The sequence below is a fragment of the Streptomyces sp. 7N604 genome (genome assembly GCF_052245475.1).
Lineage (GTDB): Bacteria > Actinomycetota > Actinomycetes > Streptomycetales > Streptomycetaceae > Streptomyces.
In genome coordinates this window covers 222,736-245,445 of the sequence record NZ_JBQQBX010000003.1, presented here as the reverse complement: position 1 = coordinate 245,445, position 22,710 = coordinate 222,736, and the positions used below count along the sequence as shown (strand labels likewise).

Below are 22,710 nucleotides of genomic sequence, written 5' to 3'. Positions count from 1 at the left end.
ATTGCCGGTAAGCGTCCGAGGTGCCCATGGAGCTCTCGCCCACGTACCAGCAGGTGTCCGAGGCGCGAACGAGGCTGCCAGCCGACCGCCTCGCGGCCTCGGCGGCGCGTACGTTCGTGCGGAGCGCGCTGATCGAACGGGCCGCCCCGTGGGACTCCTCGTCGGACGCGATCACCGACCGGCTGGTGGACGACGCCGTGCTCCTCGTGGACGAACTGGTCACGAACGCGGTGATACACGCCGGCACCGAGATCGAGGTCGTCTGCCGTCTGGAAACCGGACACCGGCCTGTCGCCTCGCCGCTGCTCGTGGGGGAGCCGGCCGACGAGGCGCCCCTGGCCGAGGAGGGCCCCGTGGGGGTGGTGGTCGAGGTGGTGGATCACCACCCGTCCAGCCCGGTGAGCCGGGGGCCGGACGCGCGGCACGGCAGGCGCGGCCTGGGCCTCCAAGTGGTGGGCGCCCTGGCCGAATCGTGGGGCGTGACGTACCGGCCCACCGCCAAGACCGTGTGGTTCCGCCTGGTGGCCGGGGATGGTGAGCGGGAGGCCGGCGGGCCGGCCGGCGGCGAGCACCGCCGCGATACGCGCTTTGTGGCGGCCCCCGCGCCTGCCGAGGCGCCGGTCCGCCGCGATCGCACCGGGAGGCGGGTCGACCGCATTGGACCGTCGTTCCTCGCCGAGGCCAGCGAGCTGCTGGCCGGGCAGCTCGACCAGGACATGGTGGCCGCGCTCGCGGGGCAGCTCCTGGTCCCCAGACTCGCGGACTGGTGCGGCGTGTGGCTCAGCGGCGACGGTGGCAGGATGCGGCTCTCCCGCATCTGGCACATGGACGAGCGGCTGATCGACGCACTGCGCCCGCTGCTGGAGAAGAACCCGCCGCCTGCCAGCCTCCGCACCACGGGATTCCCCTGGCCCTGGCCCGGGGGCGGCGGCGGAGTCGGCTCGGCGCTGGCCTTCCCCCTCGTCGCGGGCGGCGCCTGCCAGGGCGTGATGCTGCTCGGCCGCGCCGGAAGGGAGGAGATGACCGACACGGTCATGCGCAAGGTCGAGGACGTGGCGCGGCTGGTGGGGCAAGCGGTGGTGACGGCCCGTCAGTACACCCAGCAGACCACGATCAGCCGGGCGCTCCAGCGCAGGCAGCTCCCTCCCTCCCTGGCGAGCGTCCCGGGCGTGGAATCGGCGATCGTCTACGAGCCGTACTCCGAGCATCAGACCGTCGGCGGCGACTTCTACGACGTGTTCCCGATGGGCGGCCGCCGCTGGTGCTTCCTGCTCGGCGACGTACAGGGCAAGGACCCGGAGGCGATGTCCGTCACGGGCCTGGCCCGGCACCTCGTACGGCTGCTGGCCCGCGAGGGCCACGGCGTCGAGTCCGTGCTCCACCGGCTGAACATCGCGATGGCGGAGGAGAGCGCGGAGGCCGTGGCGTACGGCGGCGAGCACGTGAATCCGCGGTTCCTCAGCCTGCTGTACGGCGAGCTCGAGCCCGACCTGGTCAGGGGCGGTGCGCGCTGCACCATCGCGAGCGCGGGCCACCCGCTGCCCCTGAGGCTGTTCGCCGACGGAAGGGTCGAGCCCGCGGCGGATCCGCAGATGCTGCTGGGCATCGACAGGAGCACCCGGTTCACCGCCAACTCCTTCGACCTCGCGCTGGGCGAGACGCTGCTGTGCGTGACCGACGGCGTGACCGAACGCCGCAACGGGAACCGGCAGTTGGACGACGACGACGGCCTGTCCGAGGTGCTGCGCGGGTGCGCCGGGATGAGCGCCCTGGCCGTGGCGGAGCGCGTGCGGCAGGTGACGCACGACTTCGGCCCCGAGCCGCTCGAGGACGACCTCGCGGTGCTGGTGCTGCATGCGGTACGCGGTCCGGTGCCGGCCCAGTCGCCCGGACCCGGCGCTGGCCGGGCGACGGGCCGTTGACCGGTTGACCTGGGCTGATTCTGCCCTGAGGTACGGTTTGCGACCTTTATGCAGGCATACGAGCATGAAGAGGAGCCTTACGGAGGTGGCGTATGTCTGCACGCGGTCCGGCGCTCACGGAACGTGGCCGAACACTCGAGGAACGCGGTCCGGGCCCGGTCCGGGTCACCTTGTCGGTCAACGGAGTTGAACACGCCCTGGAGATCGAGCCGCGTGTCAGCCTGCTCGACGCCCTGCGGGAGCACCTGCACCTGACTGGGGCGAAGAAGGGCTGCGACCAGGGCACGTGCGGCGCCTGCACGGTGTGGGTCGACGGGGCCCGGGTGCTCGCCTGCCTCACGCTCGCGATGACCTGCGAAGGCCGGGAGGTCACCACCATCGAAGGGCTCGCGGAGGGCGGCGAACTGCACGACATGCAGAGGGCCTTCATCGCCGAGGACGCCTTCCAGTGCGGCTACTGCACGCCCGGCCAGATCATGTCCGCCGTGGCGCTCCTGAAAGAGGGCCACGCGGCCGACGACGACGGGATCAAGGAGGGGATGAGCGGCAACATCTGCCGCTGCGCGGCCTACCCGCACATCCGGGCCGCCATCCGCGCCGTCCGCGACCAAGCCTAGGGAGTCCGTACCGTGCGGCCCATCACCTACTCCCGCGCGACCGACGCGGCCAGCGCGGTCGCCACCGTCAGCGCCGACCCCACGAGCGACTTCCTGGCCGGCGGCACCACCGAGGTCGATCTGCTCCGGCAGAACGTCCTCACCCCGCGCCGGCTCGTCGACATCAACGACCTTCCCCTGACCGGCATCGAGGCCCTGCCCGACGGAGGCCTGCGCATCGGCGCCCTGGCCCGGATGAGCGAGGTCGCCGCGTCGCCCTTCGTCCGCGAGCGCTTCCCGGTGATCTCCCAGGCCCTGGAGCTCGGAGCGTCCGCGCAGCTGCGCCACATGGCCTCCATGGGGGGCAACCTGCTGCAGCGGGTGCGCTGTTCGTACTTCCGCGACGCGGAGTCCCCCTGCAACAAGCGGGAGCCCGGGACCGGCTGTTCCGCGATCGAGGGCTTCAGCCGGGGACACGCCGTGCTGGGCACCAGCGAGCACTGCATCGCCACGCACCCCTCCGACGTGGCCGTGGCCTTCATGGCGCTCGACGCGCGCGTGCACACCCAGAGCCCCGGCGGCGAACGGGTCTACCCCATCGACGACTTCTACCTCCTGCCCGGCGACTCCCCGCACCGCGAGCACCCGCTGGAGCACGGCGAGCTGATCACCGCGATCGAGGTGCCCGCCATGCCCGTGGCCCGGCACTCGCTGTATCTGAAGGTCCGCGACCGGGAGTCCTATGAGTTCGCCCTGGCCTCGGTGGCGGCCGCGCTGTCCATCGTGGACGGCACGATCGCGGACGTACGGCTGGCGCTCGGCGGTGTGGCCACCAAGCCGTGGCGGGCCATGCACGCCGAGGACTTCCTGATCGGGGCGTCCGCGCAGCGGGACAACTTCGCCCACGCCGCCCGGGTGGAGCTGGCCGTCGCCCGGCCCACCCCCATGAACGCCTTCAAGATCGAACTCGCTCAGCGCACACTCGTACGCGCCCTCGAGACGCTCACGGGGAACGGGAGCCCCGCATGACCACGGCCATCGGACAACCCCTCGACCGCGTGGACGGCCGCCCCAAGGTCACCGGCGCCGCCCGCTACTCCGCCGAGATCCCGGTCCCGGACATGGCGTACGCCTATCTCGTCGGCTCCCGCATCGCCGCCGGCCGCATCACCGCCATCGACGCGAGCGCCGCCCGGGCCGAGGAGGGCGTCCTCGCCGTACTGACCCATGAGAACCTGCCGAAGATCGCGTCGCAGCCGCCGCTGATCCCGTCGCTGGCCGGCACGGCCGCGCCCGGGCAGACGTTCTTCCCCATGCAGGACGAGGCCGTGCACTACGCGGGCCAGCACGTCGCGATCGTCGTCGCCGACACCTACGAGCGGGCCCAGCACGCGGCGAGCCTGCTGCGCATCTCCTACGAGGAGACTCCGCCGGTCACCACCATCGAGCAGGGCCGGGACCAGGCGTACGAGCCCGAGGCCATCTTCGGCGGTTTCCTGCCGGCCCGCATGGAGCGCGGGGACGTCGAGGCGGGCCTCGCACAGGCGGAGATCCGGCTGGACGCCGCCTTCACCTGCGCCGCGAACCACCACAACCCCATCGAGCCCTGCGCCACCACCGCTCAGTGGGACGGCGACGAGCTGGTGCTGCACGACACGACACAGGGCGTCAACGCCACCCAGATCACCGTCGCCCGGCTCCTGGGGATCCCGCTGTCGAAGATCCGCGTCATCGGCCACTACGTCGGCGGCAGCTTCGGCTCCAAGGCCATGATCCACAACCATCCGGCGCTGGCCGCGATGGCCGCCCGGGAGGTCGGAAGGCCGGTCAAGCTCGTGCTCACCCGGGAGCAGATGTTCACCTCGGCCGGCCACCGGGAGGAGCAGGAACAGCACATCACCCTGGGCGCCACGCGCGACGGCCGCCTCACGGCGCTGCGGCACCACAAGCTCTCGCCCACCTCGCACTTCGACCACTGGGCCGAACCCTCGCTCGGCGGCGCCTCGCAGCTCTACGCCTGTCCCAACTACGAAGGCGTCTACCGGCTCATCCGGGCCAACACCATGACGCCGACGTTCATGCGCGCGCCCGGCGAGGCGACCGGTGTGTTCGCCCTCGAGTGCGCCATGGACGAGCTCGCCGAGCGGCTCGGCCTCGACCCGCTCGAACTGCGCCTGCGCAACCACACCGACGTCGACCCCATGACCGGGCACCCCTGGTCCAGCAGCGGTCTCAAGGAGTGCTACGAGCGCGGCGCCGCCCGCTTCGGCTGGCAGGACCGCGACCCGCACATCGGCTCTCGGCGCGACGGGAACTGGCTGCTCGGCACCGGCATGGCCACCGCGGCCTACCCGGTCCACCCGCCCAGCAACCCGCAGCGCGCCCGCGCCCGTATCTACGCCGACGGCACCGCCGTCGTGCAGGCCGCCACCCCGGAGTTCGGCACCGGCGTGGCCACCGTCATGACCCAGGTCGCCGCCGAGGCACTCGGCCTGCCCGCGGACCGATGCCGCTTCGAGAACGGGGACACCGACCTGCCCAACATCGCGGCCGCGGTCGGCTCCGCGGGCTCCGGCATGATCAGCGCCGCGGTCCACACCGCCGCCACCGCGCTGCGCGATCAGCTCATCGCCCAGGCCGTCGCGGACACTGGCTCCCCGCTGCACGGGGCCGATCCGTCGGACGTCGTCGTACGCGACGGTGTCATGACCGCCGGCACCGCATCCGAGTCGTACGCCGGCCTCCTGCAGCGCAACTTCCAGCCCGACGCCGAGGCTTACGGATCCTGGAGCCCGCCGGGCCAGGACGTCCCGTACGGGATGATGACCTTCGGCGCGCAGTTCGCCGAGGTCGCGGTGGACCCGGAGCTGGGACTTGTCCGGGTGCGGCGGATGACGGGCGCCTTCGCTCCCGGCCGGGTGCTCAACCCCAGGACGGCCCGCAGCCAGCTCATGGGCGGCATGCTCTGGGGCCTGGGCCAGGCGCTTCTGGAGGCCAACTCCATGCAGCCGCGCACCGGCCGCTGGGCGAGCTCCAGCCTCGGCGAGTACCTGGTCGCGGTCAACGCGGATGCGCCGGATGTCGACGTCGAACTCGTCGAGGTCGAGGACACCGTCGTGAATCCGCTGGGCGTCAAGGGCGTGGGCGAGGTCGGCCAGGTCGGAGCAGCCGCCGCGATCGCCAACGCCGTTCACCACGCCACCGGCCGCCGCTTCCGGAAGCTGCCCATCACCGTCGAGGACTTGCTGCTCTGACGGGTGGCACGCGCGTGTGGCTCGGCCATCGCGCTACCCGGGGTGATCGCTCCTACCGCTCCGATGAGATCGTTTCCGCCCAGGGAAAGCCATGAGGATCGTGGACGGCGGACCGGCATGGCCGGCCCGCTCATGGGTACCGCGGCGTACATGACCGGAATCGAGCTGCACAGCGCAGCATTCAGCGACCACAGCACCATCCCCCTCCGCTACTCGAAGGACGGGGAGAACGTCTCGCCACCCCTGACCTGGTCGGGAGTGCCGGACGACACCGAAGAGCTGGTCCTCCTGTGCGAGGATCCCGACGCCCCCTCCGGAAGCTTCGTCCACTGGCTGGTCACCGGCATCCCGCCGGACAGCCACGGCGTGGACCCTGGGCAGGCACCCCCCGGCACCGCCTTCACCAACGGATTCGGGGACCGGGGGTGGGACGGGCCGCTGCCACCGGTGGGTGACAATGCGCACCGGTACATCTTCCACCTGTACGCCCTGCCCGACCGGATCTCCCTGTCCGGCCGCCCGACGGCCCGTGAGGTCCACCGCGCCATCGACCGCCAGGGCGAGCTTGCCAGCGGCACGCTGGTCGGCCTCTACCAGCGCTGAGTCACGGCCCCGGCGGGCTCGGGACCGGGCGCCACGGCGGGTTCAGGACCGGGCGCCACGGCAGGACCGGGCGCCGCCCGGAGCCGCCTGTCCGTCAGGCGGTCCCTGACGCGCCACAGCCACGCGATATCGCGTCCGAAGGACCAGACCAGCAACGCCAGCGCCAGGAGGACCGCTGCGGCTGCGGGAAGGCGCGGGAGGACCCCTGCGCCGGCCACGACGAGGACGATCCCCTGCAGCGCGGCCACCGCCTTGCGGGCGGTGCTCGGAGGGAGCGGCCCGCGCAGCCATGGCAGCACCCGGGCCGCCGCGACGAACGCGTACCGCATCGCGCCGATCAACAGCACCCATGCGCCCAGCGACCTGGCGATGTGGACACTGAGCACCAGTATGAGGAAGGCGTCGACCTCCATATCGAAGCGGGCCCCCAGCGGGGACGCCGTCCCGGTGCGCCGGGCGACCTGGCCGTCGACCGCGTCGAGGATCAGTGCCACCGTGGCGAGCACGACCAGGACCGCGACCGGCGGTCGGCTCCCGAAGGAGTCCGCGACCAGCGCGGTCACCCCGCCGACGAGCGTCGCCCGGGCCAGGGTGACGCCGTTGGCCGGCCCGAAGGACCGGGTCCACGACCGGCGCAGCGCGAGCGTGAGCATCGTCCAGGTGGCGAGGGCGAACGCCGTACCCGTCAGCCACCCCACGGGTCCCAGACCGGCCGCCGTGCCGAGCAGGGCCAGCAGGAGGATCTGCGCGCCCAAGCCCGCTGTTGTCTCCTGCCGGAACAGTTTTGTGCCGTACTCGCTGTACCTGTCGTAGCCGTCGTATCCGTCGTACCCGTCGTACAGGGCCACCGTGCCCCCTCCGGCTCTGTGGCAGAGTCGATCAGTGCCGCGTACCGTATCCGCGGACGTCGTGCCTACTAGAACGTGCACCGCCACCCGAATGTTCAGGAGGAGGCCGATGAAGCGCGACGCCCGCGCCTTCTGGCTCCGCTATCCCGGCCACGGTGAGATCCGGACGGTCGCCCTGCCGGAACCCGCCGCCGGCGAGGTTCTGGTGCGTACGCTCTGCTCCGGTGTGAGCCGGGGAACGGAGACGCTCGTCTTCCGCGGCGGCGTACCCGAGAGCCAGTACACCGCGATGCGGGCGCCGTACCAGGACGGCGAATTCCCCGGTCCCGTCAAGTACGGCTATCTCAACGTCGGCCTCGTCGAAGAAGGACCGCCGTCCCTGCTCGGCCGTACGGTCTTCTGCCTCTATCCGCACCAGACGCGTTACGTCGTCCCCGCCGGCGCCGTGACCCCGGTGCCGGACACGGTCCCCGCCCCCCGGGCCGTACTGGCCGGGACGGTGGAGACCGCGGTCAACGCCCTGTGGGACGCCGCACCGCTGATCGGCGACCGGATCGCCGTGGTCGGGGCCGGCATGGTCGGCGCCTGCGTCGCCGCCCTCCTGGCTCGCTTCCCCGCCGTCCGCGTCCAGCTGGTCGACGCGGACCCCGCGCGTGCGGACATCGCCAAGGCGCTCGGCGTCGGCTTCGCGCTTCCCGAGGACGCCGCGGGCGAGTGCGACCTCGTCGTCCACGCCAGCGCCACCGAGGACGGCCTCGCGCGCTCACTGGAACTCCTCGCCCCCGAGGGGACGGTGCTCGAACTGAGCTGGTACGGCGACCGGCGGATCAGCCTGCCGCTGGGGGAGGCCTTCCACTCCCGCCGCCTGGTCGTGCGCGGCAGCCAGGTGGGCACGGTGGCACAGGCCCGGCGCTCCCGCCGGACCTTCGCCGACCGGCTCGCGCTCTCCCTCGACCTGCTCGCCGACCCCGCCTTCGACGCGCTGATCACCGGCGAATGCTCCTTCGAGGAGCTGCCGCAGGTACTGCCCCGGCTCGCCTCCGGCGACCTCCCGGCGCTGTGCCACCGCGTCCTGTACGACTCCGTCGCGGATTCGGTCTGAACAAGTCCGAGCAGGACTGAGCAAGGAGAACGGACCGGCCGTACTACACCACACACCTCGGCAGAGGGAGACGTCCCGCACCCTGGAGGGCCATCCGTTGTTCAGCGTCACCGTCCGCGATCACCTCATGATCGCTCACAGCTTCCGCGGCGAGGTCTTCGGACCCGCACAGCGCCTGCACGGAGCGACCTTCATCGTGGACGCCACCTTCCGCCGCGCCGAGCTCGACGCCGACAACATCGTCGTCGACATCGGACTGGCCACCCGGGAACTCGGCGGTGTGGTCGGCGAGCTCAACTACCGCAATCTCGACGACGAACCGGCCTTCGCCGAGACCAACACCTCCACGGAATTCCTTGCCAAGGTCATCGCCGACCGCCTCGCCGACCGTATTCACGCCGGCGCCCTGGGCGAGGGGGCCCGCGACCTCACCGGCATCACGGTCACCCTGCACGAATCGCATATCGCCTGGGCGAGTTACGAGCGCACCCTGTGAAGGCCCACCCTGTGAAAGCCCACCCTGTGAACCGCGGCGACGCCACCACGACGGCCGTGCGCTCGGTGCACATCGTCATGCCCGGCGACGTCCGGGACCCGGCCGCACCGAGCGGCGGCAACACCTACGACCGACGGGTGTGCCGGGACCTGCCCGGCCTCGGCTGGCAGGTCCGCGAGCACGCCGTCGCGGGCACATGGCCACGGCCCGGACCTGCCGCCCGCGCGGAACTGGCCCGGGTTCTCGCGGAGCCGACGGACGGCGCCGTCGTGCTCCTCGACGGGCTCGTCGCCTGCGCCGTCCCCGACATCGTCGTCGCCGTGGCGCGGCGGCTGCGGCTGGCCGTGCTGGTGCACCTGCCGCTGGGCGACGAGACGGGCCTGGCTCCCCGCGTTGCGGCGGACCTGGACGCCCGGGAGCGCAGGACCCTGCACGCCGTGCCGGCGGTCGTGGCGACCAGCGGCTGGGCTGCCCGCCGGCTCGTGGACCACCACGGGCTCGCACCCGGCCGGGTCCATGTCGCCGCGCCCGGCGCCGACATCGCGCCCCTGGCGTCCGGCACCGACGGCGCCTCGCGGCTGCTGTGCGTCGCCGCGGTGACCCCGCGCAAGGGACAGCACAGGCTGGTGGAGGCCCTGGCGACCGTCGCCGGCCTGCCCTGGAGCTGCACCTGTGTCGGCGGACTGCGCCACAACCCCGGCTATGTCGCCCGAGTCCGCGAGCTGATCGAGAAGTCCGGCCTCGGACACCGGCTGCACCTCACCGGCCCGCAGGCGGGCGCGCAGCTGGACGCGAGCTACTCCGCCGCCGACCTCCTGGTGCTCACGTCGTACGCCGAGACGTACGGCATGGTCGTGACCGAGGCCCTCGCGCGCGGAATTCCCGTCCTGGCGACGGCCGTTGACGGCGTCCCGGAGGCGGTCGGTCGCGCGCCCGACGGCAGCGTGCCGGGCATCCTCGTGCCGCCGGACGACCCGGCGGCGCTCACCGCGGCGCTGCGCCGCTGGTTCGGGGAGCCCGGCGTGCGCCGCCGGCTGAAGGCGTCAGCACGCCAACGGCGCGCCGTGCTGGACGGCTGGGAGACGACGTCGCGCAGTATCGCCGGTGTGCTGGAACAGCTCCGACACGAGCCGCGGAGGGCCGCATGAGTACGACCGACGCGCCTCGTTACACCCCCGAGTGGCTGGAGCTGCGGGAGAGCGCCGACGCCGCCGCCCGCGCACCCCAGCTCCTCGACTCGCTGCGCCGTCACCTGGCGGACCCGCCGCGGCGCGCCCGAGAGCTGGTGATCCGCGATCTCGGCTGCGGCACCGGCTCCATGGGACGCTGGCTCGCCCCCCGGCTGAACGGCCCTCAGCACTGGATCCTGCACGACCGCGACCCCGATCTGCTCGACCGGGCACGCGCGGCAGCGTCCCGTACGGCCGCCGACGGCAGCCGCGTCACGGTATCGACGGAGCGCGGGGACATCGCCCGGCTGACCGCGGACGGCCTTGCCGGCACCTCGCTCGTAACGGCCTCCGCTCTGCTGGACGTGCTCACCCGCGACGAGGTGGACGGGCTCGCCGCGGCCTGCGCCGGTGCCGGATGCCCGGCGCTGCTGGCGCTCTCCGTGGTGGGGCGGGTCGAGCTCACACCGGCCGACCCGCTGGACACCGAGATCGCCGGGGCCTTCAACGCCCACCAGCGGCGCAGCGATCGCGGCCGCCGCCTGCTCGGCCCCGACGCCGTCGCGGCGGCCTCCGAGGCCTTCGCCCAGCAGGGCGCCACGGTACGGGTGCACGCCAGCCCGTGGCGGCTCGGCCCTGGGGGCACTTCCCCTGCCTTCGGCGGGGGCACCCCCACCCAGGGCGAAGCCTCTGGGGGAGAGTCCGCGCTGACGGCGGAGTGGCTGCGGGGCTGGGTCGGCGCGGCCTGTGAGCAGCGGCCGGACCTGGCGTCGCGCGCCGACGCGTATCTGCGGCGCCGGCTGGCAGCGTGCGCGGCGGGCGAGTTGCGGGTGGTGGTGCACCACAGCGATCTGCTCGCACTGCCCCGGCAGCAGGCGAGGATCTCGTGATCCCGCGCGCGGCCTGGGCCCGGATCCGGACCGTCGCCGGACTGGCCATCCTCGCGGTGCTGCTGTGGCGGCTGGGCACCGGCGCCTTCCTGGAGGGCCTGGGCAGGATCGACGGCCCGACCCTCCTGGCCGCTCTCGGTCTCGGCCTGATCACCACCGTGTTCAGCGCCTGGCGCTGGTGCCTGGTGGCCCGGGCCCTGAGCCTCCGGCTGCCGATGGGCCGCGCCGTCGCGGACTACTACCGGGCACTGTTCCTGAACGCGGCGCTGCCCGGCGGCGTCCTCGGCGATGTGCACCGCGCCGTACGGCACGGGCGGAACGCCGGTGACATGGGCCGGGGCGTACGTGCGGTGGTCCTCGAACGGGCCGCGGGGCAGGTGGCCCTCGTCGTCGTCGGCGTGACGGTACTGCTCGCCCGGCCGTCCCTGGCCGTGACAGGGGTCCACCATCTCGCCACGACGCCGGGCGCCGCACCGGCCTTCGCCGTGGTGTGCGGGCTCGTGGTGATCGCGGCCGCCGTCTGGCTCCGCCGGAAGCCGGGCACCTCGCGATGGCGCCGCGCGGTCCGCGCCGCGCTGGCCGAGGTGCGCCTCGCGCTGCTGGCCCGCGGTAGCTGGCCGGGAGTGGTGATCTCATCCGTCGCGGTGGTGGCGGGGCACCTCGGCACGTTCCTGCTCGCCGCCCGGGTCGCGGGATCCGCCGCACCATCGGCCGAGTTGGTGCCCCTGATGGTGCTGGCGCTGCTCGCCATGGCGCTGCCGCTGAACGTCGGCGGCTGGGGGCCGCGCGAAGGCGTCACCGCGTGGGCCTTCGGCGCCGCGGGCCTAGGCGCGGCCCAGGGGCTGACCGTCGCCGTGGTGTACGGAGTGCTCACCTTCGCCGCGAGCCTTCCCGGCGTCGGCGTGCTCGCCGGCCGGTGGCTGGCCGGGCTGCGGCCCGAGCGGTCCGAGGGGCCGCAGCTCGAGTTCGAAGAGGGTGTCCTCGCCGAGGGCGGCGCGTCGCACCGGCGGGCGGAGCGCGTCCCGCATCACCGGCGTGCCGGGGAACCGGAGACCCGGAACGCCGTCGCCGAGCAGGACCGGTGCCACGGTGACGTACAGCCGGTGCAGTTGCTGCTCGTGCAGGAAGCGCGACACGGTGACGCCGCCGCCCTCGATCAGCAACCGGCCGAGGCCGCGCCGCGCGAGGGCCTGCACCAGGCGCTGGGGCGAGAACGCATCGCTGTCCGGCAGAGTCAGCACGTCGACGCCGTCCGGGACGGTCTGCTCCCGGTCACTGCCGGCGCCCACCACCCACAGGGTCGGCGCGGCTCCGTCGGTGAACACCCGGCGCCGCAGCGGCACCCGGCCGCGCGGATCGAGGACGACGCGCACCGGGTTGGCCCCCGCACAGGCGCGCACCGTCAGTTGGGGGTCGTCCGCGACGGTGGTGCCGGCCCCGACGACCACCGCGTCGGCGAGCGCACGCAGGCGGTGAAGATGGCGGCGGTCCTCCTCGCCGGTGACGAAGTCGGCGTCGCCGGTACGGGTCGCGATGAAACCGTCCAGGCTCTGCCCGAGCTGGGCGAACACCAGGCGCGGACCGGCCAGGCACAGCGGCAGATAGCGGTCGGCGAGCAGTGCCGCCCCGGGTGAGGCGTCCTGCCCCCACCGTCGGCAGCCGTCGGGGCCCAGGACCAGCCCCGCGGCCTCGGCGTCGGCCGCGGACCGGATGCGGTGCAGCCGGTCCCAGGCCTCCGCCGTGTCCAGCACGCTGCGGCGGTGCTCGGCGCGGCCGGTCATCGTATGTCCCGCGGGGCTTCGGCCGACGATGCGAGAAGTGAGAAGTACTCACCGAACGAATCGACAAGTCCGGCCAGCAATTCCTTTCCCTTCCCGGCGGACGCCATTGACGGGCGGCCGATGACGCCGGATTCCGTGTAGGCCGTCATACCGAGGGTGAGCAGATGTTTCCGGTCGTCGGCGAGACAATCGGAGGTTTCATAACCGGGGCGGACCAGTTCTGGATGGGCATGCAGCAGGATGGAGGTCTCCACTTCTCCCGCGTGCATATCGCTGTTCGACGGGGTCTGCACACCCGCCCTGGCGCGCGCCGCATCCCAGTCCGCCGGGCCCGGGAAAAGCGCCATCCGGGTACCGCCGCCGGCGGATTCCTGAACCACGTTGCGTAGTACGTAATTTCCGCCGTGTCCGTTCACCAGAATCAGGGTGCTGATACCGGACCGGCGGAGCGAGTCGGCGATGTCCCGTACGACGGAGTAGAGGGTCGTAGCGGAGATGCTGACGGTCCCGGGCCAGGCCGCATGCTCGTGTGAACAGGAGATCGTGACGGGCGGGAGGTGGTGGACCGGATACGCGGCGGCGACCTCCCGGGCGATGGTGCAGGCGATGACCGTGTCGGTCACCAGCGGAAGAAAAGCGCCGTGTTGCTCGAAGCTGCCGACGGGAAGGACCGCGACATCGGGCCGTCCGGCCCTCACGTCTTCGGTTGTGCCCAGCGGCAACAGGCCTGGGGCGGTTCCATGCGTTCCCCAACCTCCCATGTTTTTCCGGCCTTTCACTCTTCGCTCTCGGTTCTGCGGGATGCGGCCAGGTTACGTTACCCGGGAACCCCCTGCCCACCGGCCCGAACACGACGAATCGGACGCCCGGTTGAAGTTTCCCCCGCCATTATTCGCTTACGCCCGATGAGGATTTACCAGCAGGAGTAAGATCCGCGCCATGACGGAAAGTGAAGTCGTGTTCGACCGCGGTGCTCGTCCATCAGATGTCGAACGAGTGGTGAATGTCCGACTCCCCACCGTACACGGCGATTTTCTCGCTATTGGCTACCTGGACCGCAATGGCGGGGATGAGCACGTAGCGCTGGTGCACGGCGACGTCGGGGGAGAGAGAGCGCTTACCCGCGTGCATTCGGAGTGCCTGACCGGAGATGCCTTCGGGTCCGCGCATTGTGAGTGCGGGGAGCAACTGTCGGCAGCGCTGCGCGCCATCGTGGCAGAGGGGCGCGGCATTCTCGTCTACCTCCGGGGCCACGAGGGCCGGGGAATAGGGCTGTTGGCCAAGCTGCAGGCGATGAAGCTCCAGACGGAGGGACTGGACACGGTCGAGGCGAATCTCGCTCTCGGGCTCCCGGTGGATGCCCGTGACTACCGGGCGGCGGCGGAGATCCTGCACGACCTCGGTGTGGAATCCGTACGGCTGCTGTCGAACAACCCGCGCAAGCGCGAGGCGCTGCTGCGGCACGGCATCAAAATCGCCGAACAGGTCCCGCTGCTGATACCGCCGGGTGAGGAGAACATCCGCTATCTGCGGACCAAGCGAGAGCGCCTCGATCACTACCTGCCGCACTTGGACGGCGCGGCCGACTGGTCGTGACGACGACGTGCGTGACCCGGGCGGCCGTACGTGACCGGGCGCTCTCGCGGTGTCCGTTATCGGGCCGTTCCGAAGTCCTGCGTCCAGTAATGGCCGGGCTGCGCGAGGCCGACACCGATCTCCTTGAAGGAGCAGTTCAGGATGTTGCGCTTGTGGCCGGGGCTGGACATCCAGCCCTCCATGACGCTTTCGGGTGTGGTGTAGCCGTAGGCGACGTTCTCGCCGTAGGTGCTCCAGTTGTAACCGGCACGCGTGATCCGGTCGCCCGGAGACGATCCATCGGAGCCCGTGTGTGACATGTTCCGGCTGTCCGCCATGTCTTTGCTGTGATCTTGAGCGGCCTTCGCCAGCTTGTCGTTCACGGTCACCGGTGCACATCCGGCCTTGCGGCGCTCGTTGTTGACGAGTTCCACCACGCGGGCCGAGTCACTGGAGGCTGGGGCGGTGGAGGCCGGGGCGGTGGACTTCGGAGTGGTGGACTTCGGAGCGGCGGACTTCGGAGCTGAGGATTTCGAAGCGCTCGGAGACGCGGTGGGGGTCTTCGATGCTCGCGAAGCCGGCTTGGCGTGCGATCGGCCGTCTGCCCACCGGTGATGGGAGGACTCCCACCGGCGATCGGAGGACTCGCTCTGCCAACGGCTGTGAGACTCACCGCCCTTGTTCTCCTGCCAGTCCATACAGGCCATGGCGGCGGAGGGCACACCCACGGCGGCTATGGCGATGGCGGCGATGGTTATCTGCCGGTAATGCGTATTCCTGCGGTGCTTCGACATGGGTGACCTCGCTCGTAAATCGCGGGGCGCCTCGAGTGGGGTCGGCTCTGCACGGACCCTGTGCCTGAGCTGCGGAGACGCCTTGCGGAGCCGTCATTCTTAGGACCGCCGGACGTGCAGGGCAACGAGCATGTGCTACTAAGGAGCTTCGTAGGAACCGAGGGCTCTTGCGATCGGGGCAAGGGAATGCGTCCCGCCTCTCGGAGCATTTCCGGCCATTCTGTCGCCCTGTCAGAAGCCTTTATTCGCCGCATAGGCGGGCGGATGCGGCTGAGCTAGCCACAGGCCATCGAACCCTGTGCGAAGTATGTCGGTTTCGGGGCGGACAAATCCCCTATTCCGCATGGCGGTCACCTACTATCCCGCCGCGTTGGTGCCGGATATCGGTGTGACGGATGTCACGAGTCTGCGGGTTTGGGTATCCGGGCGTGCACTCCTGGTGACGGAATGCGCCCGTGGTGCTCACGCGCGTGCGGCCCCCGTGCGCGCCCCCGGAGGCCCGTCAAGCCGACGCGCCGCTACTCCCCTCGGCCCAACCCGTACGGCCCCCGGCTGCGGGCCCCCGGACCTCGGTACACGCTGCGAAGAGGCGTGAGAAGTGCACCGAGGCGAGAGGAGACCGGCATGCGCTGCGCGCTGCGCACAAAGGCGGCGGCCTGGGGGCTGGCGCTCGGGGCGCTCGCCGCCTGTTCCGCACAGGGGACGGCGCCAGGGGGACCCACCCAGCCCAGCGGCCCCAAGAAGGCCGCGCGGGGTGAGGCCTCCGCAAAGGGTCGCCCCTTCACCGTCGTGGCGACCGGCGACGTGATCCCGTACCCCTCGGTCATCCGGCAGGCGCAGACCGACGCGGGCGGCGCCGGCTTCGACTTCAGCCGCATCCTGGCCGGGGTCAAGCCCGTCGTCGACCCAGCCGACCTGGCGGTCTGTCACATGGAGACCCCGTACGGACCCCCGGATGGGCCGTTCACCGGCTACCCCATGTTCCAGTCCCCGCCGGACGTCGCCCAGGGCCTCCGCGCCACCGGATACGACAGCTGCTCGACCGCCTCGAACCACACCCTCGACGCCGGTGCGGAGGGCCTCCACCGCACGCTCGACGCCCTCGACGCGGCAGGCGTACGGCACGCGGGCTCGGCCCGCAGCGCCGGCGAGGCCGCCCGGCCCGCACGGCTTCGGGCCGGCGGCGCGGACGTGGCCCACCTCGCGTACACCTATGGCACGAACGGCGTGCCGCTGCCCGAGGGGCAGCCGTGGGCGGTGAACCTGCTCGACCCCGAGCGGGTCATCGCCGACGCGCGGGCCGCCCGCCGCGCCGGGGCCGACGTGGTCCTGGTCAGCGTCCACTGGGGCACCGAGTGGCAGCAGGCGCCCGACGGGAAGCAGCTGGACCAGGCCCGGCGGCTCACCGCCGCCCGTACGGGCGGGAAGCGGGACATCGACCTCATCATCGGGACGCACAACCATGTGCCGCAGCCGTACGAGAAGGTCAACGGCACCTGGGTGGTGTACGGGCTCGGGGACCAGGTGGCGAGCTTCGTGCCCGGGAAGGCCCGGGGCAACGAGGGCTCGATGGCCCGCTTCACCTTCGCGCCCCAGGGGGACCGCTGGACGGTCTCGAAGGCGGAGTTCCTCGTCGGGCACTCGGACGTCGGGCCGCCGTTCCGGGTCGTCACCGCGACGCGGAACCGATTCCCCGAGGTACGGGACCGGGTACGCGAAGCCGTTCTGAGCCGGGGCGCGGCTCAGGACGGCCTGACGGAAGCGACTGCGGGGGAGTGACGCGGAGTGGCGGGCTCCGGGTCAGCCTGCGGGGTCAACGCGGGGGCTCAGCACACGGAGGTCTCAGCACGCGGGGTCATCCCGCGGGGTCAGCCCGCGAGTTCAGCCCGCGGACTCGCCCGCCTGCGGATCCAGGGCTCCCGTCCCGACCAGGATGTAGAGCGCGATGCCCAGCAGGATCCGGTAGATCACGAAGGGCATGAAGCTCTTGGTCGAGATGAAGCGCATGAACCAGGCGATGACCGCGTACCCGACGAAGAAGGCGACGATGGTCGCGAAGATCGTCGGCCCCCACGACACATGGCCCTCGCCCGCGTCCTTCAGCTCGTACAGTCCCGACGCCAGGACCGCGGGGATCGCGAGCAGGAAGGAGTAGCGGGCGGCGGCCTCGCGGGTGTAGCCCATCAGCAGACCGCCGCTGATCGTCGCGCCCGACCGCGATACGCCGGGGATCAGCGCCATGGCCTGGCACATCCCGTAGATCAGGCCGTCCCGGACACCGAGCTCGGCGAGCGTCTTGCGGTCCCGTACGGCGCGGTGCTTGCCGCCCGCCTCGTCCCGCGCTGCGAGCCGGTCGGCGACGCCCAGCACGACGCCCATGACGACCAGGGTGGTGGCGATCAGCCGCAGATCGCGGAACGGCCCCTCGATCTGGTCCTTGAGCGTGACTCCCAGCACGCCGATCGGAATCGACCCGACGATCACCAGCCAGCCCATCTTGGCATCGTGGTCGCTGCGCATCGCCTTGTTGAACAGCGACTTGACCCAGGCGCCGACGATCCGCGCGATGTCCTTGCGGAAGTAGATGATCACGGCGGTCTCGGTGCCGATCTGGGTGATCGCCGTGAAGGCGGCGCCGGGGTCGTGCCAGTCGGCGAAGGCCGCGGTCAGCCGGAGATGAGCGCTGGAGGAGATCGGTAGGAACTCGGTCAACCCCTGGACGAGACCGAGGATGAATGATTCGAACCAAGACATGAAATGCTATGCCATCCAAGAGACGATCACGGTCTGACCAGGAAACCTGTGGGTCAGAGGCCCAGGGTGGGCTGCCAGGCGATGCGCACGTTCGATCATGTGAATAGGGTCATGGGCGTACTCATGCTCACCTTTGCTGGCTTGGCTGACGGTGCGTCAGGTCCTCTGGGCGGCTTGTGGACGCTGTAGCAGGTGATGATCGCGCCCAGTCGGAGGCAGCGTAGCGCCCCTGGATGTTCGGCCGTCGCCGGGCCCCTCGCGGGGGGAGGGAGGCGGTGTCTCGCGGCAGCCGTGCGGCGGCGGTCCACAGGGACGACCGGCGGCGGTCACAGGAGTTCCGAGACGATGGCCGCTCCCACAGCGCCGGCGCTGAGATAGCGAGACATGTCGTGGGCCGCTGTTCCGTTGCTGACGGACACGTCCTCGACCCGCGCACCGAAGGTCGTGGCAAGGCGTGGTTCCAGGGCTACGAGGTCTCGGGGGTCGCACACGTTCACCCACCGCACGACCGAGCCCGGCCACGCGCCGACGCCGTTCACCGGGGCCGGCTTGAGCCGGTCGAAGAACAGATGTCTGACGCCGAGCGGCGAGCCGGTGGTCACCAGCGTGCGCACCGGCCATTCCGGGTGGGCGCACAGCGCCTCGTAGGCCACGATCGAGCCGAGGGAGTGCCCGACCAGCACGCGGGTCCGCGGCGAAATGGCCTCCGCCACCCGGTTGATGACGCTCTCCCGGAGCCCTTCCTCCTGGAAGTAGCGCAGGAGTTGCTTGATGTTCCCCACCAGCATGTGCTCCGCGACTCCCATGAAGAACCGCGACCTGCCGAGCGCACTGACCACGCGCTTGATCGCAGAAGTCCGCGAGGGATCGAAGAGCGACTGTGCCGCGTCCTGGAGAGTCCTGGTGTCCGGCCGTGGTACGGCGAGATCGGCCCGGGCGGCAGTCTCCCACCACTGCAGCAGCAGGTCCGTCTCGAGCCCGGGTGCGACATCCCGGGCCGAGAGCCTCGGTCCCGTAAGCGCCTCCGGAGCCCCCGCGGCACGAAAGAGGTCCTGGTAGCCGGGGAAGGACACCTCCCACCGCAGCTCGCCCGCCCGGGCCCGCACATCGGGATCGTCGCGCACGGCCCGGTCGACCGCATCGCGCAGGGCTGCCGTCAGCCGGCTGCGCCCGGCGGCCCTGTCCTCGTCAGCCCTGCCCATCCCGTGGAGTACGACGACCTGCGCGCCGGGGCTCGTCGCCCGGCCCGACCGCGGGGTTTTCGCCGGCCGGGAGAGGTGCCGCAGGGCGGTGCCCAGCTCTCCTGGATCGTTCAGGCGTCCGGCGGCGGCGGCATGCACGGACAGATAGCGCGAGACGTAGGGCTCGGCGCGGGACCAGTCGTGGGTGCCGTCGGCCGCACGAGGGAGGTGCGAGAGGAGCACCTCGGTGATCGCCGTGTGCGCGGCCACGTCGTCGCAGTCCTCGCGCAGGGCGTCGGCGAGCGACTGATGGCACAGGCGGTAGCCGGCCCTGCCGTCCTCGTGTCCCTCGACGACACAGATGCCGGCCAGTCGCCGCAGCCACGCCACGTCCTCGTCCGTATACCTCCGGCGGGACATCCGGGAAGCCACTTGGGCCCACAGCCCCGCGGACGGAAGTCCGGGGCCCTGGCAGAAGGCGAGGGGGCGCAACAGGTCGCGGGCGGGCTCGGCGGCCGTGCCGAGCTCGGAGTCCAGCTCCCGGAGCAGCGTGAGCCCGATGTCGCGCGGCAGCGACGCTCGCCATGCGGGGTCGCGGGGGTCGGGGACGGCGTCCGCGGCGGCGAGGGCGCGGGCGACGATCCGGGCCGTGAGGAAGGATCCGCCCACCGCGGTCACGGCTTCCGCCACTTCGCGGACCACCGGTGGCGGTGCCTCCCGGTAGGGACTGTGGGGCGAGGACTCGAGCAGCATCAGGACGGTGTACGCCGTGAGGTCCGCGGGATCGCTGAACCTCTCCGTATCCAGGTCGAGCATCGTGAAGGCCCCGTCACTGTCTCCCAGTTGGGGCAGAAGAGAGCGGCGGGTGCCCAGAAGCAACCGGATGCGGCCCCGACCGTGATCCATGAGCGGACGCAGCACCGAAGCGATGAGCGTGTCCGGGGTGGCCGCCTCGTCGAGACCGTCGATGACCGCGGTCAAGGGCCGCGGGGACCCTTCCAGACCCGCCAGGAGTTCCCTGGGGTGGTCGGTGGAGAGCTCGGCGGCGGCCGCCAGCTCCGCCACCACGTGCCGGTCGGTCAGTTCCCGGGCGGAGAGGGCGACATCGACACTGCCCAGGGGCGGGATCGCCCGGGAGGGCAGCTCCAGGGTCGACAGGGGCACCCTGCTCCTGAGCTGGGGACTGGTGAGCGCGGCGATCGCCCCCAGGACCGTGGACTTGCCGGAGCCGGGATCGCCGCAGACCACCAACGCCGGTGGGTGCGGTCGCGGCTCATTGAGCCAGGCGGAAATCTCGGTCAGCGCCTGGTGACGCGCGGTGAAGGACCAGCCGCCGCCCGCCGTCAGCGATGCCTGCGCCCCGGCCAGGAAATGGGAGTTGAGGCGCGCTTCACGGCGTGCTGCGTGCCCCGTCCCGGCAGCCCTCGCGGTCTGCGGCGCACTGGAGTCCACCGGTGAAGGCGCGGGAAGGTGCCGGGGGCTGGGCAGGAACGCCGGCTCGTCGGGCGGCCCGAGGCGGGACAGGTGAATCCGGGGACCGGAGCCGGGGCCGGCGAGCTCGGTCATGCGCCGGGCGATGGCGTGCAAGGGCAGGCAGGGGTGATCCTCTTCCGTCGCCAACTCGTCCACCGCGACTCGCAGAAGGCGGGGAAGATTCCCCGCGTCCGCGTGACCCGATGACACGCACTCCAGGACGGAAACCGCGGCTTCCGCTCCGGCCCCTGCTGTATCGCTCCGCGACGGCGGGGAGAACGCCGCACCCGCACCGGGTGCATCGGCACCACATCTGTCCACCAGCAACAACAGATGGCGTACGCCCATGCCGCCGAGAAACCGGTGGACCCGCTCCGCGAGGCTCACGGCGTGTGCCGCCACGTAGACCGTGAGGAGGTCGCCGGGGCGGCGGTCCGCGGACTGGCAGAAGGCGTGGATCTGCTGGGCCAGCTCCTCAGGTGTCAGGTCCTCGGCGCTCGTTGTGGCGTCCTGGTATCCGAGGCCGGCGAACAGTTCCACCACCATGCGGCGGGACGCGGTGAACTCCTGGGCGTCCGTGAGCGTCACGGCGATGAGGAACCTTCTCGCCTCCCGCGCGCCGACGGACGGAGCACGCTCCGAGGCGCCGGACTCCGTGCCTGCCGGCACCCCTCTGAGCAGCCGCAGGCCGTCGCGGTGCGCCGCGGCGAAGGGCTGGAGGTCGGCCGGCAGAGCCAGCGGACCGCTGGGATCGACGAGGGCCGCGAGGAAGGTCGGCTGCCCGGTCTCCTTCTCGATGAAGCGACTCAGCGCCCAGTGGACCTTCCAGGCGTCCTCCCGTGCCAGGGACCGGTGCAGCACCTCCCGAACGCCGGGGCGGAAGGTGAGAAGCAGCTCGCTGTCGCCGGTGCGCGGCGGAGGCTCCTCGAACAGGCCGCTGACCACCACTTCGGCGAGGTCGCTCACCTCTGCGTCGGGAAGCATCGTGTGCTGGATGAGGCGCATCACCGGCAGCGACAGCGTCCGCTGGCCGGAACAGAGCACCGCGAGTCGGCGGGCCTCGGGGGAGGCGAGCATTCTGAAGGCCCTGACGGTGTCCTCGGGGTGGGCGGGACCCAAGCCGTCGTCCTCGTCGTCCTCGTCGTCCCAGGGTTCGTCGACCTGGGGCTCCGCATCCTCCGCCCCGCTCCCGGAGCCTGTGCGTGCGGTGAGGGAGGAGGGCGAAGGCAGGAGTACGCCGCCGCAGCCGCCTCTCTCGGTTCCCATGAGAGTGCCGGACCATTGCCCCAGTGAGTCGGGCGACAGGTCGGTCGTCGGCAGCGCAGTCCAGCCGGCGTCGTCGTCGCGGCCCGGGTGCAGCCAGGAGAACAGGGGCGCGGAGAAGGAGAGATCCCCTCCGTGCGCACCGCGCCTGCCCGGACGCAGCCGGGCTGCCTGGGCGTTGAGACCGGTGTGCTGCCATAGCCGGTCGGGGAGCGGGTTGAGCAGTACGGTGGCGGTCGAAGCCGCCCAGTTGCGCAGGTCCTGCCAGATGCCCGTACGGTCCCAGCCCCTGGCCACGCAGTCGGAGCAGACCAGGACCAGGCGCCGGGCTGCCGGGTCCCTCAGCCGGCCCGACGTGACGACGTGGCCTGTCGGGTCGCGCAGTACGGGGTCGTCCTGCGAGACGTCCAGTCGCCAGGTGTGGACGGTCTGGAAGGCGCCCAGTTGCTGCAGCATCCGGATCAGTTCGTCGAACGGCTCTCGCCACACCTCCATCGACGGACTGTCGTCCAGAACCACGTCGAGGTGGAACCACCGCTCCGGCACTGCGGAGAAGACCGGCACCACATCACCGCTGCGCACATACGCGTGAATCGTGCTCTCGACGTCGAGGGTGCGCCTGCGGCCACGCGGGAACTGGTGCTTGAGCGGGCGCAGGGAGCGCGCGACGTTCAGCTGCCGGGGGAGGGAAGGGCCTCGTTCGACGTACACTCTGCTAGCGCGCTGCAGGCCCGCCCCACCGACGTTGTCGTACAGGTCTCCCGTGCCCGCCGCGGGGGCGGGCTCGTCCATGCCCCCGCCGCAGGCCGCCGTGGTGTCGGCGGCCGGGTCCTCCGCCGCTTCCCGCTTCCCGGGCTGTCCGACGGCCTCGCGGGGAAGCTCCTCGGCCCCGTGACCGGCCTGGCGGTCGATGGCGTCGGCCAGCCAGAGGGCATCGGCGAACCCCACGGCGTCGACTTCGGCACCGACGTCAAAAAGGCGCTGCAGCAGCCACTCCAACTCGACCATG

Annotated in this window: 16 protein-coding genes and 2 pseudogenes; 12 read left to right on the top strand and 6 right to left on the bottom strand. The window is 71.7% G+C overall.

Annotated features, from left to right (window positions below; all coding sequences use genetic code 11):
- The first annotated feature begins 26 nt into the window (after positions 1-26).
- The 5 genes from ACTWP8_RS04965 (at position 27) to ACTWP8_RS04945 (ending at position 6,375) form a co-directional block, all read left to right on the top strand.
- Complete coding sequence (locus tag ACTWP8_RS04965) at positions 27-1,922, top strand: SpoIIE family protein phosphatase (protein ID WP_443320913.1); 1,896 nt, start codon at positions 27-29, stop codon at positions 1,920-1,922.
- Positions 1,923-2,014: 92 nt separating this feature from the next.
- A complete protein-coding gene (locus ACTWP8_RS04960; RefSeq protein ID WP_443320912.1) occupies positions 2,015-2,539 on the top strand; it encodes a (2Fe-2S)-binding protein in 525 nt (174 codons plus the stop codon).
- 12 nt (positions 2,540-2,551) lie between these two features.
- Positions 2,552-3,547, top strand: coding sequence for an FAD binding domain-containing protein (locus ACTWP8_RS04955; RefSeq protein WP_443320911.1), 996 nt, complete (start codon positions 2,552-2,554; stop codon positions 3,545-3,547).
- Entirely contained in the window at positions 3,544-5,772 is a 2,229-nt protein-coding gene (locus tag ACTWP8_RS04950; RefSeq protein WP_443320910.1) for a xanthine dehydrogenase family protein molybdopterin-binding subunit, read from the top strand. Before ACTWP8_RS04955 ends, ACTWP8_RS04950 begins: the two co-directional genes overlap by 4 nt.
- A 150-nt stretch (positions 5,773-5,922) precedes the next feature.
- Positions 5,923-6,375 (top strand): YbhB/YbcL family Raf kinase inhibitor-like protein, encoded by a 453-nt coding sequence (locus ACTWP8_RS04945; RefSeq protein WP_443320909.1) that lies wholly within the window; start codon positions 5,923-5,925, stop codon positions 6,373-6,375.
- Here the strand turns inward: ACTWP8_RS04945 and ACTWP8_RS04940 are convergent.
- Positions 6,363-7,223 carry a CDP-alcohol phosphatidyltransferase family protein gene (locus ACTWP8_RS04940; RefSeq protein WP_443320908.1) on the bottom strand — a complete coding sequence of 287 codons (861 nt, stop codon included), beginning with the start codon at positions 7,221-7,223 and terminating at the stop codon, positions 6,363-6,365. The two genes, ACTWP8_RS04945 and ACTWP8_RS04940, sit on opposite strands and share 13 nt — an antisense overlap.
- Positions 7,224-7,332: 109 nt before the next feature.
- Between ACTWP8_RS04940 and ACTWP8_RS04935 the strand changes: the two genes are divergently transcribed.
- The 5 genes and pseudogenes from ACTWP8_RS04935 to ACTWP8_RS04915 all read left to right on the top strand — a co-directional run.
- On the top strand, positions 7,333-8,325 hold the full coding sequence (locus tag ACTWP8_RS04935) for a zinc-dependent alcohol dehydrogenase (protein WP_443320907.1): 993 nt from the start codon (positions 7,333-7,335) through the stop codon (positions 8,323-8,325).
- Positions 8,326-8,422: 97 nt separating this feature from the next.
- On the top strand, positions 8,423-8,821 hold the full coding sequence (locus ACTWP8_RS04930; protein ID WP_443315197.1) for a 6-pyruvoyl trahydropterin synthase family protein: 399 nt from the start codon (positions 8,423-8,425) through the stop codon (positions 8,819-8,821).
- A 77-nt stretch (positions 8,822-8,898) separates the two neighbouring features.
- A complete protein-coding gene (locus tag ACTWP8_RS04925) occupies positions 8,899-9,969 on the top strand; it encodes a glycosyltransferase family 4 protein (RefSeq protein WP_443320978.1) in 1,071 nt (356 codons plus the stop codon).
- Entirely contained in the window at positions 9,966-10,880 is a 915-nt protein-coding gene (locus ACTWP8_RS04920) for a methyltransferase domain-containing protein (RefSeq protein WP_443320906.1), read from the top strand. Before ACTWP8_RS04925 ends, ACTWP8_RS04920 begins: the two co-directional genes overlap by 4 nt.
- Positions 10,880-11,836: pseudogene (locus tag ACTWP8_RS04915) on the top strand (lysylphosphatidylglycerol synthase transmembrane domain-containing protein); the annotation flags it as partial. The gene ACTWP8_RS04920 and the pseudogene ACTWP8_RS04915, both read left to right, overlap by 1 nt.
- Before the next feature lie 162 nt (positions 11,837-11,998).
- On the opposite strand, the pseudogene ACTWP8_RS04910 reads toward ACTWP8_RS04915, so the two are convergent.
- A pseudogene (locus ACTWP8_RS04910) lies at positions 11,999-12,661 on the bottom strand (RibD family protein); the annotation flags it as partial.
- Positions 12,658-13,422, bottom strand: a complete 765-nt coding sequence (locus tag ACTWP8_RS04905) for a creatininase family protein (RefSeq protein ID WP_443320905.1) — start codon at positions 13,420-13,422, stop codon at positions 12,658-12,660. The gene ACTWP8_RS04905 and the pseudogene ACTWP8_RS04910, both read right to left, overlap by 4 nt.
- Positions 13,423-13,600: 178 nt before the next feature.
- Between ACTWP8_RS04905 and ribA the strand changes: the two genes are divergently transcribed.
- The gene (gene ribA / locus ACTWP8_RS04900) at positions 13,601-14,257 is read left to right on the top strand and encodes a GTP cyclohydrolase II (RefSeq protein ID WP_443315194.1); all 657 of its coding nucleotides are present in this window, start codon (positions 13,601-13,603) and stop codon (positions 14,255-14,257) included.
- Between the two features lie 56 nt (positions 14,258-14,313).
- Here ribA and ACTWP8_RS04895 read toward each other — a convergent pair whose 3' ends face one another.
- Complete coding sequence (locus tag ACTWP8_RS04895) at positions 14,314-14,673, bottom strand: CAP domain-containing protein (RefSeq protein WP_443320904.1); 360 nt, start codon at positions 14,671-14,673, stop codon at positions 14,314-14,316.
- A 981-nt stretch (positions 14,674-15,654) separates the two neighbouring features.
- Here ACTWP8_RS04895 and ACTWP8_RS04890 point away from each other — a divergent pair.
- Positions 15,655-16,809, top strand: coding sequence for a CapA family protein (locus tag ACTWP8_RS04890; RefSeq protein WP_443320903.1), 1,155 nt, complete (start codon positions 15,655-15,657; stop codon positions 16,807-16,809).
- Between the two features lie 102 nt (positions 16,810-16,911).
- Here ACTWP8_RS04890 and ACTWP8_RS04885 read toward each other — a convergent pair whose 3' ends face one another.
- Both ACTWP8_RS04885 and ACTWP8_RS04880 read right to left on the bottom strand, forming a co-directional pair.
- Positions 16,912-17,784 carry an undecaprenyl-diphosphate phosphatase gene (locus tag ACTWP8_RS04885; protein WP_443320902.1) on the bottom strand — a complete coding sequence of 291 codons (873 nt, stop codon included), beginning with the start codon at positions 17,782-17,784 and terminating at the stop codon, positions 16,912-16,914.
- Positions 17,785-18,110: 326 nt separating this feature from the next.
- Entirely contained in the window at positions 18,111-22,709 is a 4,599-nt protein-coding gene (locus tag ACTWP8_RS04880; RefSeq protein WP_443320901.1) for an SAV_2336 N-terminal domain-related protein, read from the bottom strand.
- Position 22,710: the final 1 nt, after the last annotated feature.

Excerpts from the sequence above, each read along its gene's own strand:
- ACTWP8_RS04965 (WP_443320913.1), top strand. The coding sequence starts at position 27 with ATGGAGCTCTCGCCCACGTACCAGCAGGTGTCCGAGGCGCGAACGAGG.
- ACTWP8_RS04960 (WP_443320912.1), top strand. The coding sequence starts at position 2,015 with ATGTCTGCACGCGGTCCGGCGCTCACGGAACGTGGCCGAACACTCGAG.
- ACTWP8_RS04950 (WP_443320910.1), top strand. The coding sequence starts at position 3,544 with ATGACCACGGCCATCGGACAACCCCTCGACCGCGTGGACGGCCGCCCC.
- ACTWP8_RS04945 (WP_443320909.1), top strand. The coding sequence starts at position 5,923 with ATGACCGGAATCGAGCTGCACAGCGCAGCATTCAGCGACCACAGCACC.
- ACTWP8_RS04935 (WP_443320907.1), top strand. The coding sequence starts at position 7,333 with ATGAAGCGCGACGCCCGCGCCTTCTGGCTCCGCTATCCCGGCCACGGT.
- ACTWP8_RS04925 (WP_443320978.1), top strand. The coding sequence starts at position 8,899 with ATGCCCGGCGACGTCCGGGACCCGGCCGCACCGAGCGGCGGCAACACC.
- ACTWP8_RS04920 (WP_443320906.1), top strand. The coding sequence starts at position 9,966 with ATGAGTACGACCGACGCGCCTCGTTACACCCCCGAGTGGCTGGAGCTG.
- ACTWP8_RS04905 (WP_443320905.1), bottom strand. The coding sequence starts at position 13,422 with ATGGGAGGTTGGGGAACGCATGGAACCGCCCCAGGCCTGTTGCCGCTG.
- ribA (WP_443315194.1), top strand. The coding sequence starts at position 13,601 with ATGACGGAAAGTGAAGTCGTGTTCGACCGCGGTGCTCGTCCATCAGAT.
- ACTWP8_RS04890 (WP_443320903.1), top strand. The coding sequence starts at position 15,655 with ATGCGCTGCGCGCTGCGCACAAAGGCGGCGGCCTGGGGGCTGGCGCTC.
- ACTWP8_RS04885 (WP_443320902.1), bottom strand. The coding sequence starts at position 17,784 with ATGTCTTGGTTCGAATCATTCATCCTCGGTCTCGTCCAGGGGTTGACC.
- ACTWP8_RS04880 (WP_443320901.1), bottom strand. The coding sequence starts at position 22,709 with ATGGTCGAGTTGGAGTGGCTGCTGCAGCGCCTTTTTGACGTCGGTGCC.